The organism is Xanthomonas protegens, assembly GCF_038442435.1.
Taxonomy (GTDB): domain Bacteria; phylum Pseudomonadota; class Gammaproteobacteria; order Xanthomonadales; family Xanthomonadaceae; genus Xanthomonas_A; species Xanthomonas_A sontii.
This window is the reverse complement of record NZ_JAQJCQ010000001.1, coordinates 687,822-703,149: the sequence shown is the minus strand read 5'-3', so window position 1 is coordinate 703,149 and position 15,328 is coordinate 687,822. Positions and strand designations below refer to the sequence as shown.

At 69.1% G+C, this 15,328-nt stretch carries 10 protein-coding genes; 5 read left to right on the top strand and 5 right to left on the bottom strand.

Going from position 1 to position 15,328, the window contains the following annotated elements; genetic code table 11:
- The first annotated feature begins 5 nt into the window (after nt 1-5).
- The 4 genes from PIQ37_RS03070 (at nt 6) to PIQ37_RS03055 (ending at nt 9,258) form a co-directional block, all read left to right on the top strand.
- On the top strand, nt 6-2,015 hold the full coding sequence (locus tag PIQ37_RS03070) for a M1 family metallopeptidase (RefSeq protein ID WP_342072298.1): 2,010 nt from the start codon (nt 6-8) through the stop codon (nt 2,013-2,015).
- A 420-nt stretch (nt 2,016-2,435) separates the two neighbouring features.
- The gene (locus PIQ37_RS03065) at nt 2,436-3,500 is read left to right on the top strand and encodes a pectate lyase family protein (protein WP_342072297.1); all 1,065 of its coding nucleotides are present in this window, start codon (nt 2,436-2,438) and stop codon (nt 3,498-3,500) included.
- Between the two features lie 449 nt (nt 3,501-3,949).
- Complete coding sequence (locus tag PIQ37_RS03060; RefSeq protein ID WP_342072296.1) at nt 3,950-6,208, top strand: methyl-accepting chemotaxis protein; 2,259 nt, start codon at nt 3,950-3,952, stop codon at nt 6,206-6,208.
- A gap of 797 nt (nt 6,209-7,005) precedes the next feature.
- Nucleotides 7,006-9,258 carry a methyl-accepting chemotaxis protein gene (locus PIQ37_RS03055; protein WP_342072295.1) on the top strand — a complete coding sequence of 751 codons (2,253 nt, stop codon included), beginning with the start codon at nt 7,006-7,008 and terminating at the stop codon, nt 9,256-9,258.
- Between the two features lie 178 nt (nt 9,259-9,436).
- Here PIQ37_RS03055 and PIQ37_RS03050 read toward each other — a convergent pair whose 3' ends face one another.
- The gene (locus PIQ37_RS03050) at nt 9,437-9,919 is read right to left on the bottom strand and encodes a hypothetical protein (RefSeq protein ID WP_043095737.1); all 483 of its coding nucleotides are present in this window, start codon (nt 9,917-9,919) and stop codon (nt 9,437-9,439) included.
- 213 nt (nt 9,920-10,132) lie between these two features.
- Nucleotides 10,133-10,516 (bottom strand): hypothetical protein, encoded by a 384-nt coding sequence (locus PIQ37_RS03045; protein WP_342072433.1) that lies wholly within the window; start codon nt 10,514-10,516, stop codon nt 10,133-10,135.
- On the opposite strand from PIQ37_RS03045, the gene PIQ37_RS03040 reads away from it, so the two are divergent.
- Nucleotides 10,437-11,813 carry an amino acid permease gene (locus PIQ37_RS03040; RefSeq protein WP_342072294.1) on the top strand — a complete coding sequence of 459 codons (1,377 nt, stop codon included), beginning with the start codon at nt 10,437-10,439 and terminating at the stop codon, nt 11,811-11,813. The genes PIQ37_RS03045 and PIQ37_RS03040 overlap by 80 nt on opposite strands.
- A gap of 390 nt (nt 11,814-12,203) precedes the next feature.
- Here the strand turns inward: PIQ37_RS03040 and PIQ37_RS03035 are convergent, their stop codons facing one another.
- From PIQ37_RS03035 to PIQ37_RS03025, 3 genes are all read right to left on the bottom strand, one after another.
- A complete protein-coding gene (locus PIQ37_RS03035; RefSeq protein WP_342072293.1) occupies nt 12,204-13,472 on the bottom strand; it encodes an arsenic transporter in 1,269 nt (422 codons plus the stop codon).
- Between the two features lie 259 nt (nt 13,473-13,731).
- Nucleotides 13,732-14,181, bottom strand: a complete 450-nt coding sequence (locus PIQ37_RS03030) for a hypothetical protein (protein ID WP_342072292.1) — start codon at nt 14,179-14,181, stop codon at nt 13,732-13,734.
- Between the two features lie 174 nt (nt 14,182-14,355).
- Nucleotides 14,356-15,174: a carboxylesterase family protein gene (locus tag PIQ37_RS03025; protein WP_017915553.1), complete on the bottom strand. Its 819-nt coding sequence runs from the start codon at nt 15,172-15,174 to the stop codon at nt 14,356-14,358.
- Between the last annotated feature and the right edge of the window lie 154 nt (nt 15,175-15,328).

Here is a 15,328-nt window from a genome sequence, read left to right as displayed (position 1 = left end):
CCACCATGATCCTTGTCCTGCGCCGCGCCGCGTTCGCCGCGGCCTGCCTCCCGCTTGTCGCCGCCGCCGCCCAGGCCGGCGCCGCCGCTGCCACCGTCGCCGCTGCCGACCGTCAGGGCGGCTACGATCCGCAGGCGCTGTTCGCGCCGCTGCAGTTGCCGCAGCCGGCCAACGCCTACCGCAGCGGCGGCGGCGTGCCCGGCCCGCAGTACTGGCAGAACCGCGCCGACTACGATCTGCATGCCACCCTGGAGCCGGCCACGCACACCCTGCGCGGCCAGGAGACCATCACCTACAGCAACCGCAGCCCGGACACGCTGGACGTGCTGTGGCTGCAACTGGACCAGAACCTATACCGTGGCGATGCCCGCGCCCGCACCCTGCGCGCCGCGCGTGCCGACCGGCCCGCACCGCAGAGCACCGAGGGCTACCGCATCGCCAAGGTGGAACTGGAGCAGGGCGGCAAGCGCGTGGCGGCGACCTTCCTGATCGACGACACGCGCATGCGTGTGGACCTGCCGCAGCCGCTGGCCAGCGGCAAGGCGCTGAAGCTGCACATCGACTACGCCTACACCGTGCCCGGCACCTGGGGCGGCCGCACCGCGGTCACGCCCACCGCCGATGGCGAGATCTACGAGATCGCGCAGTGGTATCCGCGCATGGCGGTGTACGACGACCTGCGCGGCTGGGACACCCAGCCCTACCTGGGCGCGGAGTTCTACCTGGAGTACGGCGATTTCGACTACGCGGTGACCGTGCCGTGGGACTACCTGGTGGCCGGGTCCGGCGAGCTGGTGAACCCGGCGCAGGTGCTGACCGCCACCCAGCGCCAGCGCCTGGCGCAAGCCGCCGCCAGCGACAGCACGGTGACCATCCGCGGCGCCGATGAGGTGGGCAAGCCGGCCAGCCGGCCCAGCGCCAGCGGCACCCAGACCTGGCGGTTCCACATGGACCACACCCGCGACGTCGCCTTCGCCGCCTCGCCGGCGTTCGTGTGGGATGCGGCGCGGATCAACCTGCCCGAAGGCAAGCATGCGCTGGCGATGTCGGTGTATCCGCGTAGCGCGGTCGGCAGCGACAAGTGGGGCCGCTCCACCGAGTTCGTCAAAGCCTCGATCGAGCACTTCTCGCAGTGGTATCCGTATCCCTGGCCGGCAGCGGTGAACCTCGGCGGCCACGGCGCCGGCATGGAGTATCCGGGCATCGTCTTCGACGACATGGAGGACGGCGGCAAGCAACTGTTCTGGATCACCGCGCACGAACTGGGCCACGGCTGGTTCCCGATGATCGTTGGCTCCAACGAGCGCCGCCATGCGTTCATGGACGAGGGCTTCAACACCTTCATCGACGTCTACGCCTCCGACGCGATCAACCATGGCGAATTCGCACCCAAGCGCGATGGCGAGTACGCGCCCGGCGGCGGCAACCCGGTGGACGAGATCCTGCCGCTGCTGGCCGACGCGCAGGCGCCGACCCTGCTCGATCGCGCCGACGCCACCAGCGAGAAATACCGGCATCCGCTGACCTACTTCAAGGGTGCGCTGGGCCTGGTGCTGCTGCGCGAACAGATCCTCGGCCCGGCGCGCTTCGATCCGGCGTTCCGCAAGTACATCGCCAGTTGGGCCTACAAGCACCCGACGCCGTCGGATTTCTTCCGGCTGATGGAGAGCGAGGCCGGCGAGGACCTGAGCTGGTGGTGGCGCGGCTGGTACCTCAACAACTGGCAACTGGACATGGGCGTGCGCGCGGCCGCGTACGTCGATCATGATCCGGCCAAGGGCATGCTGGTGACCTTGGGCAGCCGCCAGAAGCTGGTGATGCCGGCGACCTTGCGCATCGACTTCGCCGACGGCAGCCATCTGGATCAGCGCGTGCCGGTGGAGACCTGGATTCAGCAGACCGAGCCGCAGATCCGGGTGCCGAGCAAGCAGAAGGTGCTGCACGTGACCCTGGATCCGGACCACGTGCTGCCCGACGCCGACCGCAGCGACAACCGCCTCGACACGGTGAGCTGAGCGCGTCGCGGCCATCCGGCGCCTGTTCGGCGTCGGATGGTCCGCGCAAACGTGCTGCGGCCGCAACATTCGCGGCCGCGCAGCGCCGGCGTCTGCTTGTCCCTGCCCAGTGCGCCGGCGTCGATCGCGCTGCGTGCGATGCGCGTGCTTTCGCCGTCGTTGCCCACGACCTGTGCCCCACGCGGCGCGCGTGTAGACAGCCTGTCCCCGACTGTCGCTGTCTGTCTCCTGCGGACCGTGCGTGTCCGCTTGTCCTGTCTCGCGCGGCGAACGGAGCGCAGTGTTCCAGTTCGGCGTCGCGGCGATTGCGCGGGCCGCCGCGCGCATTCCAAGAATGCCGCCGGCCCCCACGCCCCCGTGCCGGCGCATGCATGCACTGTCATGCGTCCTGCACTCATCGCGACAGATGGGAGAGACATCATGCAGCAGCAGTTCCGCAGGGGCGCACTGGCGCTCGCGCTGGCCGTCGGCGCCACCCCGGCCTTCGCCGGCCCGGTCGGCTACGGTGCCAACACCACCGGTGGCGGCAGTGCCATTCCGGTCAACGTCGCCACGATGGAGGCGATGCAGGCGGCGATCGACAACTACGCCGGCTCCGGCGGCCTGGTGCTCAACTACACCGGCAGCTTCAACTACGCCAGCATCACCGACGTATGCACGCAATGGAAGCTGCCGGCCAAGACCGTGCAGATCAAGAACAAGCGCGACATCACCATCAAGGGTGCGAACGGCTCGTCTGCCAACTTCGGCGTGCGCGTGGTCGGCAATGCGCACAACGTCATCATCCGCAACATGACCATCGGCCTGCTGCCCGGCGGCGAGGACGCCGATTCGATCTCGCTGGAAGGCAATTCCAGCGGCCAGCCGTCCAACATCTGGGTGGACCACAACACCATCTTCGCCTCGCTGACCAAGTGCCCCGGCGCCGGCGATGCCTCCTTCGACGGCGGCATCGACATGAAGAAGGGCGTCAACCACGTCACCGTGTCGTACAACTACATCCACGACTACCAGAAGGTCGCGCTCAACGGCTACAGCGACAGCGATACCCAGAATGCCGCCGCGCGCACCACCTACCATCACAACCGCTTCGAGAACGTGGAATCGCGCCTGCCGCTGCAGCGGCGCGGGTTGAGCCACATCTACAACAACTACTTCAACAACGTCTTCACCTCCGGCATCAACGTGCGCATGGGCGGGGTGGCGCTGATCGAAGCCAACTACTTCGAGAACATCAAGAACCCGGTGACCTCGCGCGACAGCAGCGAGATCGGCTACTGGGACCTGATCAACAACTACGTCGGCAGCGGCATCACCTGGACGGTGCCGGAGAGCACCAGCAAGCCCTACGCCAACGCCACCACCTGGATCTCGTCCAAGACCTATCCCGAGCCGCTGGGCTACATGTACACGGCGATCCCTGCCGCGCAGGTCAAGGCCAAGGTCATTGCCACTGCCGGTGCCGGCACCAACCTGGCCGAGTAAGGCACGCCGCCTCCGCGCCCGACGGCGCGGAGGCGGTTGCTCAGGCGGTAGCGGATATATGCCGTTTACGACATTTTGGGTGTGCGCGTGTCGGCGTCTTCGGCGGCAAGTGTGACGCGCGACAGCGCTGATAAGGCACCTTCCAGTCTTTGTTTCACATGGATTTTACGGGCGCGAAAAGGTGACGTGAGGGAGGCACGCAACGTGTACATCGTAGTCACGATGCTGAGGGGATTTAGAAAACTGTGCGCAGTTGCGCATCAAGATTCCGGGCGGATCGCCGTTACCTAGTACGAGTACCCGCATGGGACACCCCCGATGCGGTCGGTGCTGGAAGTGTCTTTTCCTTCTTCTCCGTCGCATCGCGCCCAGGCCGTTGGCCCGAGGGTGTCCTGCGCGATCCAGGTCGTGGCGCGGGCTGCTCTCCTTTTCTTACTTGGTGGCCCCTCATGATCGGAATCCTGCAACGCTACAACGTCGGGACGCGGCTCGCGTCCGCCTTCGGCGTCCTCATCCTGCTCTCCTGTGCGCTCGTCGTCGCCGGGTTGCTGACGTTGAAACAGGCGCGCGAGATGATGGACACCATCGTCAACCGGCGCATGCAGATCCTCGATTACACCGGCGAAATGCGCAATGCCAGCGCACAGGTGGCAATCAACCTGCGCAACATCGTGCTGCCGACCACGCAGGAAGAGAACGAGCGGTTCGCCAAGGTCGTCGACCAACAGCGCCGCTACTACGGCGAGGTCCACGACAAGCTCTATACGATCCCGGTCACCGACGCCACCGGCGCGCAGATGCGCCAGGCCATCGACCAGGCTTACGAGCGGACGCGCGTCGCCAACCAGCAGGTGCTGGATCTGGGCATGGCCAACAGGCCCGACGAGGCGTTGAAGGTGCTGATGACGCAGGCCGGACCGGCGACGCAGCAATGGCAGGAAGCGATCAATACCTATGCCGACCGGCAACGTACGCGCGGCGCCGAAGCCTACGCCAGCGCCAACGTCGCGATGGACCGCGGCCGCAGCCTGCTGGTGGCCGGTGGCGTGCTCGTGGTGCTGGTCAGCGGCCTGCTGGCCTGGCTGATCACCCGCAGCCTGACCGTGCCGCTGACCCGCGCCACGCGTGTCGCCGAGGCCATCGCCAGCGGCAAGCTCGACAACGACGTACGCACCGACGCCCGCGACGAAACCGGACGTCTGCTGGTTGCGATGCAGGGCATGCAGCAGCAGGTCAGCAATCTGATCGGCGCGCAGCTGGAGATGGCCAAGCGCCACGATGCCGGCGAGGTCAGCCATCGCATCGAAGCGCAGGCCTTCCCGGGCGACTACGGGCGCATGGCGGCAGAGACCAATGCGCTGGTGTCCTCGCACCTGGCGGTGAAGACGCGCCTGGCGCAGATCATGGGCCGCTACGCGATCGGCGACCTGTCGCAGGACATGGACCGCCTGCCTGGCGAGGAGGCGGTGCTGAGCCAGACCATGGACGAGGTCAAGGCCAACCTGTCGGCGATGAACGGGCAGATCAAGCAGCTGGCGACGTCCGCGGCCGACGGCGACTTCAGCGCGCGCGGCGACGCCGAGCGCTTCCAGTACGACTTCCGGGTGATGGTGGACAGCCTGAACCAGCTGATGGCCACCGCCGATGGCAACCTGCAGGCGCTGTCGACCCTGCTGCAGGCGATCGCCGCGGGCGATCTGACCGCGCGCATGCACGGCGATTTCCGCGGCGTGTTCGCGCAGATGCGCGACGACGCCAATGCCACCGCCGAGCAACTGGCCGGCATCGTCGGCCGCATCAAGCACTCGGCGGTGTCGATCAATGCCGCGGCCAGCGAGATCGCCGCCGGCAACGACGATCTGTCGCGCCGCACCGAGCAGCAGGCCGCGAGCCTGGAAGAAACCGCGGCGTCGATGGAGGAACTGACCTCCACCGTTCGCCAGAACGCCGAGCACGCGCGCCAGGCCAATCAGCTCGCCGCCGGTGCGGCCTCGGTCGCCTCGCAGGGCGGTGACGTGGTCGGCCAGGTGGTGACCACCATGAGCGGCATCGAGGATGCGTCGCGGCGCATCGCCGACATCATCTCGGTGATCGACGGCATCGCCTTCCAGACCAATATCCTGGCACTCAACGCGGCGGTGGAAGCCGCGCGTGCCGGCGACCAGGGCCGCGGTTTCGCCGTGGTCGCCAGCGAGGTGCGTACGCTGGCGCAGCGCTCGGCCAGCGCGGCCAAGGAGATCAAGAGCCTGATCGACGATTCAGTGAGCCGCGTCGCCGAAGGCTCGGTGCTGGTCGACCAGGCCGGCAAGACCATGACCGAGATCGTGACCTCGGTGCAGCGTGTCACCGACATCATGGGAGAAATCTCCGCGGCCTCGCAGGAGCAGTCGGCCGGCATCGAACAGGTCAACCAGACCGTGACGCAGATGGACGAGAGCACCCAGCAGAACGCGGCCTTGGTGGAAGAGGCCAGTGCGGCGGCGCGCTCGATGGAGCAGCAGGCGGTGGAGCTGAGCCAGGCGGTGGCGCTGTTCAAGCTCGACGCATCGGCGGCCACGCCGGTAGCGCAGGCGCCGCGGCACCAGGCCACGGCAACGCCCTCTGGCAAGCGCAGCGTCCGTCCGGCAGCGGCCAAGGCCGTACCTGCGCGGCGTGCGGCGCAGCCGGCGGCGGCGATGGCGCTGGACAAGGATTGGCAGGAGTTCTGAGCTGTACGGCGCCTGTCATCGGCGAGCGGCGCAATGCGCGTCGCTTGCCTGTCGCGTGGCGGTTGCCTTGCGGCTGCCAGTGCCGCGTCCCGCCGATCCGAGGACGCTCCACTGCGGTCGCGATGCCGTGCCTGCCTTGGCGCGGCACGCTGTTTCTGGTCGACGCCCACGCCGTGCGCGTGGGCGTCCTGCTCCGCCCTCACGCCTGCGTAGGGCTTACGCGCGTGTTGCCCGCGTGAGCATCCAGCAAGTCGTCACGTGCGCCGCCGCGGTGCGGCAGACGCCGTGCGCGTGACGCGACGCGTCCCTTTTCGAAAGCATCGCTGCCGCCGTGGCTCCGGCCGCGGGTTCCCGGCTGACGCTGCGAAGTGACCGCGATCGCATTCCTGGTCTTCGCACGGCGTATCGAGGTGGCCGCTCTACGGCCAACCGGAAAAATTCTTCCTTGCTGCGACCTCGCGCCGCAAGCAAGCACCGTGCCGGCCGTTGCAACACGGCGTGCACGCGCTCTTCACGCAAAAGCGCCGATCCGGACGCCGCGCGAATGGGCTCTCCACATCCCTGTGATGTGCCTGAGGACGTTCAATAAATTCCGTGCGATTGCCTCTCAAGTCCCCGCACAGGGCGCCGTTACATCGCCCGCACATCGAGCGGGATGCGTCATCAAGCGTCTGATTCAAAACGCTTTTTCACGACTCATTCATCTTGTTTCGATGCGGGCGCGCACAACGGCGGCTGGTCGGCGTGCGTGGTCCGGGGCGTTGCATCGCCCCTCTCATTCCCCCAAAGGCCATTCCATGATTGCATTCCTTCAGCGCTACAACGTCGGTGCCCGGCTCGCCACCGCGTTCGGCATCCTCATCCTGCTGTCCTCGGCGCTGGTCGTCGCCGGGCTGCTGACCCTGTTCCAGGCGCGCGAGCGACTGGACGGCATCGTCAACCGCAACATCGCCGCCATCCGCGCGTCCAGCGACATGCTCAACGCCAGTTCGGTCGTGGCCATCAATGTCCGCAACATCGTGTTGCCGACTTCCCAGGAAGACAACATCCGCTTCGCCAAGATCGTCGCCGAGCAGCGCGCACGCTACCAGGAGGCGCGCAAGCGGGCGGGCGCCATCCCCAGCGGTGCGCAGAGCCAGGCCGTGCTGGAGGAAGTCGATCGCGCGCGGCAGATGACCGTGGACGTCAACAACCGGGTGATGGATCTGGGCATGCACGACAAGCCGGATGCGGCGCTGGCCCTGCTGATGGGGGAGTCCGCGCCGCTGACGCAGAAATGGCAGGACGCCATCGCCCGCTATGCCGATCTGCAGGCCACCCGCAGCAACGAGGCCTATGCGGAAGCGACGGCGGCGATGGCGCGCGGGCGCGCCATGCTCATCGCCGGCGGCCTGGCGGTGGTGCTGGTCAGCAGCCTGCTGGCGTGGATGATCACCCGCAGCCTCACCGTGCCGCTGGCCCGTGCCACCCGCGCCGCCGAGGCCATCGCCGACGGCCGCCTGGACAACGACGTGGCCACCGACGCGCGCGACGAGCCCGGCCGCCTGCTGCAGGCGATGGGCCGCATGCAGAACCAGTTGCAACGCTTCTCCCGCGAGACCGTGCTGATGATCGAGCTGCACGCCGACAAGGACATCAGCCATCGCATGCCGCAGGACTTCCCCGGCGTGTACGGCGAACTGAGCAAGGGCATCAACACCATGATGTTCGAGCACCTGGACGCCATCGTCGAGGCGGTCGAGATCCTCAACGAGTACGCCAACGGCGACCTGCGCCGCGACGCGCGCCGGCTGCCCGGCAGCCGTGCGGTGCTGCACGAATCGATGGATGCGGCCAAGGCCAGTCTGCTGGCGATCAATACCGAGATCAAGCGTCTGGCTGCGGCGGCTGCGGCCGGCGACTTCAGCGCCCGCGGCGATGCGGCCAGTTTCCAGCACGACTTCCGGCTGATGGTGCAGGACCTCAACGCGATGATGGAGGTCAGCGACCGCAACCTGGGCAAGCTGTCCGCCCTGCTGCAGGCCATCGCCGCCGGCGACCTCACTGCACGCATGCATGGCGACTTCCACGGCGTGTTCGCGCGGATGCGCGACGACGCCAACGCCACCGCCGACCAGCTGACCGGCATCGTCGGCCGCATCCAGACCGCCGCGGTCAGCATCAATGCCGCCGCCAGCGAGATCGCCACCGGCAACGACGACCTGTCGCGCCGCACCGAACAGCAGGCCGCGAGCCTCGAAGAAACCGCCGCGTCGATGGAGGAACTGACCTCCACGGTGAAGCAGAACGCCGAGCACGCCCGCCAGGCCAACCAGCTCGCCAGCGGCGCGGCGTCGGTCGCGTCCCAGGGCGGTGCGGTGGTCGGCCAGGTGGTCGAGACCATGAGCGGGATCGAGGCCTCGTCGAAGAAGATCGCCGACATCATCGGCGTCATCGACGGCATCGCCTTCCAGACCAACATCCTGGCGCTCAATGCCGCGGTGGAAGCCGCGCGTGCCGGCGAGCAGGGCCGCGGGTTCGCGGTCGTTGCCAGCGAAGTGCGCACCCTGGCGCAGCGTTCGGCCAATGCCGCCAAGGAGATCAAGACGCTGATCGACGATTCGGTGACCCGCGTCGCCGAAGGCTCGGCGCTGGTCGACCGGGCCGGCAGCACCATGCAGGAGATCGTGGCCTCGGTGCAGCGCGTCACCGACATCATGGGCGAGATTTCGGCGGCCTCGCAGGAGCAGTCGGCGGGTATCGAGCAGGTCAACCAGACCGTCACCCAGATGGACGAAAGCACGCAGCAGAACGCGGCGCTGGTGGAAGAAGCCACCGCGGCGGCGCGCTCGATGGAGCAGCAGTCGGTGGAGCTGACCCAGGCCGTGGCGCTGTTCAAGCTGGACGGCGCGCCGGCCGCGGCGCCGATGCCGGCGCCGTTGCCGCGCGGCAGGCACGCGACGCAGACGATGACGCGCAGTCCGCGCCCGCAGGTCGCGGCCGCACCGGCACGCCGCGCGCCGTCGTTCGCTGCGGCGGTAGCGCTGGACAAGGACTGGCAGGAGTTCTGAGTCGTTGCGGTCCGGTCGCCGGACCGCCTTCGGTGCGGCCGCCTTCCTCGGAAGGCGGCCGCATGCGTTTGCCGATCGGTCGCTGGGCGATATGGACCGAGCCGGGCACCCGCGTCCGCCGATCGACGGCGGCGGGTCACGCTGCGGCCGCCGAGTGCGGCCGCAGCGCGGTCGGCACTTATTGCGGCGGCTTGGTCTGCGGGCTCTTGATCACGTACGAGGTGATGTACTCGCCATTGGACCCGTAGACCACCACGATGGTGGTGTTGGCGTCGCGGTAGACCACGGTGGCGTTGCACGGGCAACTCGCCGCGGCGGTGACCATGCCCAGCGGCTGGTTCTTCGCGTCGTTGACCGCGATCATCTGCTCCTCGGCGGCGCTGCCGATCGGCAGCCGTGCCTCGGTGCCCGGCGTGGCGGTGAGCACGGTGATGACCTCGTCCCGCAACGAGTTGATCTGCACGAAGCGCAGCCCGGCCTTCTCGAACGTGTAGACCTTGAACAGCGGCGACAGGCTGACGTTCTTCTTGCCGATGGGCAGGCGTTCGCCCATGCCCTGGATGGCATCGGCGGCGTTGAGTGGTGCGCGTTCGGCTGCCTGCAGGCAGGGCACGGCCAGCGCGGCTGCCAGCACCGTCAGGGTCAGCAACGGTTTGATCATGGTGTCTCTCCTTGTCTGGATGGTACGGACCTGTACGCCATGGGACGAGCGGCAGCCGTGGTCCTTTCCGGCCGGAGCGCCCGCAACGGGCCGTCTCCCGGTCCGTCGTCGCCTGCCGTCCTCCTGGCTCCGCGTGCATGCCCTCATCGGCTGGTACGGAGATAGGAGATTCGGCTGGCGTCGAGTTCAGTATTTCTGACGTTAGTATCGCTGTCAATATGCAAAATCAACGAGATGGAGCGAAAGCTCGTGATGGTTGCAGGTAAGGCATTTCCGTACCTGTCGGGCATCGAGCGACGCCATCGTCTTGCCGGACGTGGGAGGGCGGCTCGCAAGGCGCTCGATGTCCGCCGTCGCGGTGTGCATCGCGGCCGCGTGCGCGGATCCGCGCTGCGTTGCAGCAGCCATGCCGCCGCTGTGCGCCGATCCGCGCTCGCAGGCGGCCAAACGCGCGCGCAGCCGCACGGCATCGTCGCCAGCCTGTATCGTGTCGCGTTTTCCGCACCCGACCGAGCCGATGCCGCATCCGTCCGCGCCTGTCCCGCCTGCCGCCGCACCCGCCTTGCGCCATGCGCTGAAACCGCGGCAATTGATCATGATGGGATTGGGCAGCGCGATCGGCGCCGGCCTGTTCCTGGGCTCCGGCGTCGGCGTGCACGCGGCAGGGCCCGCGGTGCTGATTTCCTACCTGGTCGCCGGCGCGCTGGTGATCATCGTGATGAACGCGCTGGGCGAGATGGCGGCGGCCAAGCCGGCCAGCGGCGCGTTCTCGGTGTACGCCGCCGACGCGATGGGGCCGACCGCCGGCGCCACCGTGGGCTGGCTGTGGTGGCTGCAGCTGGTGATCGTGATCGCCGCCGAGGCGGTGGGCGCCGCCGGCCTGCTGGCGACGGTATGGCCGGGCCTGCCGGTACCGCTGGCCGCGATCGCGTTCATGGCCGCGTTCACCGCGATCAACCTGCTGGGCGTGCGCAACTTCGGCGAGTTCGAATTCTGGTTCGCCATCCTCAAGGTGGCGGCGATCGTCGGCTTCATCCTGGTCGGCATCGCCTTGCTGGCCGGCTGGCTGCCCGGGGTGGCCTCGCCGGGGCTGTCCAACGTCACCGGCAACGGCGGCTTCGCGCCGAAGGGCCTGGCTGGTATCGGTGCCGCGCTGCTGGTGGTGGTGTTCGCGTTCGGCGGCACCGAGATCGTGGCGGTGGCCGCGGCCGAGACCGCCGACCCGGAGCGCAGCATCGCCCGCGCCATCCGCACCGTCGCCTGGCGCATCCTGGTGTTCTACATCGGCTCGCTGAGCGTGATCATCGCGGTGGTGCCGTGGCAGAGCGAGGCGCTGAGTTCGCCGTTCGCCGCGGTGCTGCAGGTGGCCCGGATTCCCGGCGCCGCCACCGGCATCACCCTGATCGCGGTGATCGCGCTGCTGTCGGCGCTCAACGCCAATCTGTACGGCGCCTCGCGGATGATCTTCTCGCTGGCCCAGCGCGGCGAAGCGCCGCGCGCCCTGGCCGCGTCCAGCCGCCAGCAGGTACCGTGGATGGCGGTGCTGGCCAGCGTGCTGTTCGGCTTCGTCGCCGCGGTGCTGGAACTGCTGTATCCCAACCGCGTGCTGCCGGTGCTGCTGAACATCGTCGGCGCCACCTGCCTGCTGGTGTGGACGATCTCGCTGCTGTCGCAGCTGATCCTGCGCGCGCGCGCCGACCGCGCCGGCACCCGCCTGCCGTTCCGCATGCGCGGCTATCCGGTGCTCACCGTGCTGGCGCTGGCGATCCTGGCGCTGATCTTCGGCCTGCTGGTCGCCTCGCCGGACACCCGTATGCAGTTCCTGTCGATGGCAGCGCTGACGGCGGCCATCGCCCTGGTCAGCGGCGTGGCGCGGCGGCTGCGCGCGGGGTAGGGCGCGCGTAGCAGCGGGAGCGTCGGGCCTTTGTGGGAGGGACTTCAGTCCCGACGAGGGGGGCAATGGCCGATGGCCTTGCGCGTCGCGGCTGAAGTCGCTCCCACAATGGGGGGCTTAGCGCGCGTCACGTGTGCTGCCGTAGCGGCAGCGCTTGTTGCTTTTCATGGAGCAACCGCGGCAGGTATCCGCGGTAAGGCCTGTCGCGGCTGAAGCCGCTCCTACAGGGGAATTCTGCGGGCTGTCGATGCCGGCGTAGGAGCGGCTTCAGCCGCGACGCGGTGCGGTAGAAGCCGTCGTGGCCGACCCGCGGTCGCTATAGGCCGGGCCTGGGTGCCCATCCCGCGGGCTTGGCCGCCATGGGCAATCCGCGAAGCGCACGCGCGCGACTCAGCCCAGCAGCAGCCGCGCCCCAAGCGCACACAGCAGCGCCGGCGGCATCACCAGCGCGCCGACCTTGAGGAAGCGCCAGAAGCCCACGTCCTCGCCTTCGCGGCGGATCGCGGTGAGCCACAGGATGGTCGCCAGCGAGCCGGTGATCGACAGGTTCGGGCCCAGGTCCACGCCGATCAGCAGCGCGTCCACCACCAGCTGCGGCGGCTGCGCCTGGGCCACGGTGGTGCTGGCGATCAGCCCCGCAGGCAGGTTGTTCATCAGGTTGGAGCCGAACGCCAGCAGGGTACCGGCGATGCCGGCGGTGGCCTGCGGCGAGTGCGCGGCGGCGTCGGCCAGGGTGCGCGCGAGCAGGCCGATCACGCCGGTGCGCGACAGCGCCTCCACCAGCACGAACAGGCCGGCGACCAGCGGCAGCACCGACCACGACACGGCCTTGGCCATCGGCAGCGGCGATTGCCGGCCACCCAGGCAGACCACGCCCAGCGTCGCCAGGCCGGCCAGACAGGTCGGCAGACCCAGGTCCAGACCGAGCGCGGAGACGCCGACCAGCAGCGCGGCGGTGGCGAGGATGCCGACCAGGGCGAAGGTGCCGCCGCGGGTCAGCGGTACCGTGTCCACGCGCGCGGCGCAGTGGCCGGTCAGGTCCTTGCGCTCGGCCCAGCGCAGCATCACGAAGGTCACCCCGATCGCCAGCAGCGACGGCAGCGCGAACGCGGCCATCCACGCGCCCAGGGTCGGCATCTTGCCGCCGTACAGCACCAGGTTGGCGGGGTTGGAGATCGGCAGCACGAAGCTGGCCGCGTTGGCGATCAGCGCGCAGGCGAACAGCAGCGGCAGCGGCTTGGCGCCGGCCTTGCGCGCGGCCGCGTACACCGCCGGGGTCAGCACCACCGCGGTGGCGTCGTTGGACAGGAACGCGGTGACCACGATGCCGACGCCGAACACCAGCGCGAACAGGCGCTGGGTCGAGCCCTTGGCCAGGTTCACCGCATGCATCGCCACCCAGTCGAACAGACCCTCGGCGCGCGCGGTTTCCGACAGCAGCATCATGCCGATCAGGAACAGATAGACGTCCAGGCCCTTCAGTACCGCCTGCCAGGCTTCGCCGCCGGGCATCAGCCCCAGCGCCATCAGCAGCAGCGCTCCGCCCACCGCCCAGCACGCCTCGGGCAGCTTGAACGGCCGCGCGATCACCCCGGCGGTCGCCAGCGCGCAGATGCCCCAGGTGGCGAAATTCGCGGTATGCGCGCCGGGCATGCTCATGCCGCCGCGGCCGTGGCACGGGCGCCAAGGCGCGTGCGCGAGGAGGCCGCGGGGGCAGGGCAGGGGAGGGCAGCGAGAGCGGGCACGGGCATGGGGCGTCGGGCAGCGGAGTCCGAGGGGCGTGCAGGATAGCAGCGGGGCAGGTGCAGGCCGGGCGGGCATGGGCGCTCCGGCGCCCGCGGTTTAGCTTGCGTAGACACGCGCGGCGTGGTCGCCCGCATATCGATGCACGCCTGGGCCGCGCGGCACCGCGGTGCCGCTACCCCAGATGGCGTGCGAGCCATCCTTGCACGAACGCCACCGGCCCGGTCCGCGGCGGTGGCGTCAGCCCGGCGCTGCGCACGAAGCCGGCGGCGGCCTGCGCCAGCGCCTGGTTGGCGCGACGCACGGCCTGCTGCGCGGCCGCCTGCTGCTGGCGCAACTGCACCAGGTGCAGCGACGGCCGCCCCGGCGGCGCGAACTTCTGGTCGCGGCGCAGCGCATCGGCGGACAGGCTGTTGGCCTGGCTTGCCTGGTGCAACGCGTCCAGCGCGTCCAGCACCTGCAACAGCCAGCGTCCGCTGTCGCTGAGTTGCAACGCAGCGGCGTCGTCGTGTGCCGGTACCAGCAGTGGCGGAATCGCCGCGCCGGCGACCACCGCTGCGCTCGGTTCCAGGGCGCGCAGGCGGGCATGGAACGCGGTTTGCGATGAAAAGGGGACGGTCGCCATGCCAGGCCTATGCACGAAAGCGCGGACTGTACGCGGTTTCACGCAACGTTGCGCAGCGATTGGCGTTGCAGCGGTAGCGACGTCGCGGCCAGCCTCCGGCTGACACGTGCCGTTTCAGTGCGTCTCCCTAACGCGCGGCGCATGCCCGAGCACGCGCCATTGGTGTAGTCGCGCTCAGTTGTCGGCGGTCGTCTGCGTGGCGGCGTCGCTGCGCTTCTGCGCGAACAGCCACTGCCACATCTTCGGATCGCGGTAGGTGGCATCCCAGGCGTTGTGGTTGCCCTGCGGGTATTCGGTGTAGCGCACGTCGGCGTCGAGGTTCTTGAATGCACGGACGATCTTGCGGTCGTCGTGCGGCAGCACCACGTCGTCCTGGGCGCCGTGGAAGATCCACACCGGCACGTGCCGCAGGCGCTGCGCCAGGGCGCTGTAGGGATCGGCCAGATAGGCCACCGGCGTCACCACCAGGTATTCGCGGTCTTCGTGCGGGGACAGGATCGCGCCGCAGATCGGCACCAGCGCAGCGAAGCGCTGCGGCTGCTTCAGGGCGATCTCCCAGGTGCCGTAGCCGCCCATCGACATGCCGGTCAGGTAGGTGCGCTGTGGGTCGCCGTTGAACTCGGCACTGCTGTCGTCCAGCGCCTGCAGCGCCATGGTCGCGTTGGCGCCGTTCCATTCCTCGCCGTCGGGCGCCTGCGGCATCACCACCAGGGCCGGGAAATCGGCCAGGTGGCGGCGCAGGTACGGGCCCAGCCCGGCCGTGGTCTGGTCGCGGCCATCGTCGCCGCGCTCGCCGGAGCCGTGCAGGAACAGCACCACCGGCACCGGGCCTTGGCGATGCGCCGGCGCCGGCACGAACACCTGGTAGCGATAGACGCGCCCGTCGAGGCTGAGCTGGCGGCTGACGAAGTGGCCGGTGGCCGGGTCGCTGGGCAAGCTGCTGCATCCGACCATCGACAGGCACAGCAGAAGCAGCAACGAACGCATCGACATGGCCGGCCCTCGGATGGGAAGGCCGCAGTATCGTGGGCGGGACGTCTCCACGACAACCCGGGCAGGGGCCGCGGACATGCGCCAGTCAGCCGGCGGCCAAGGCGCGTGCTGGCGTGGCGTGCCCGTCGTGCGCCGGTGGATGCGGCGACGCGCG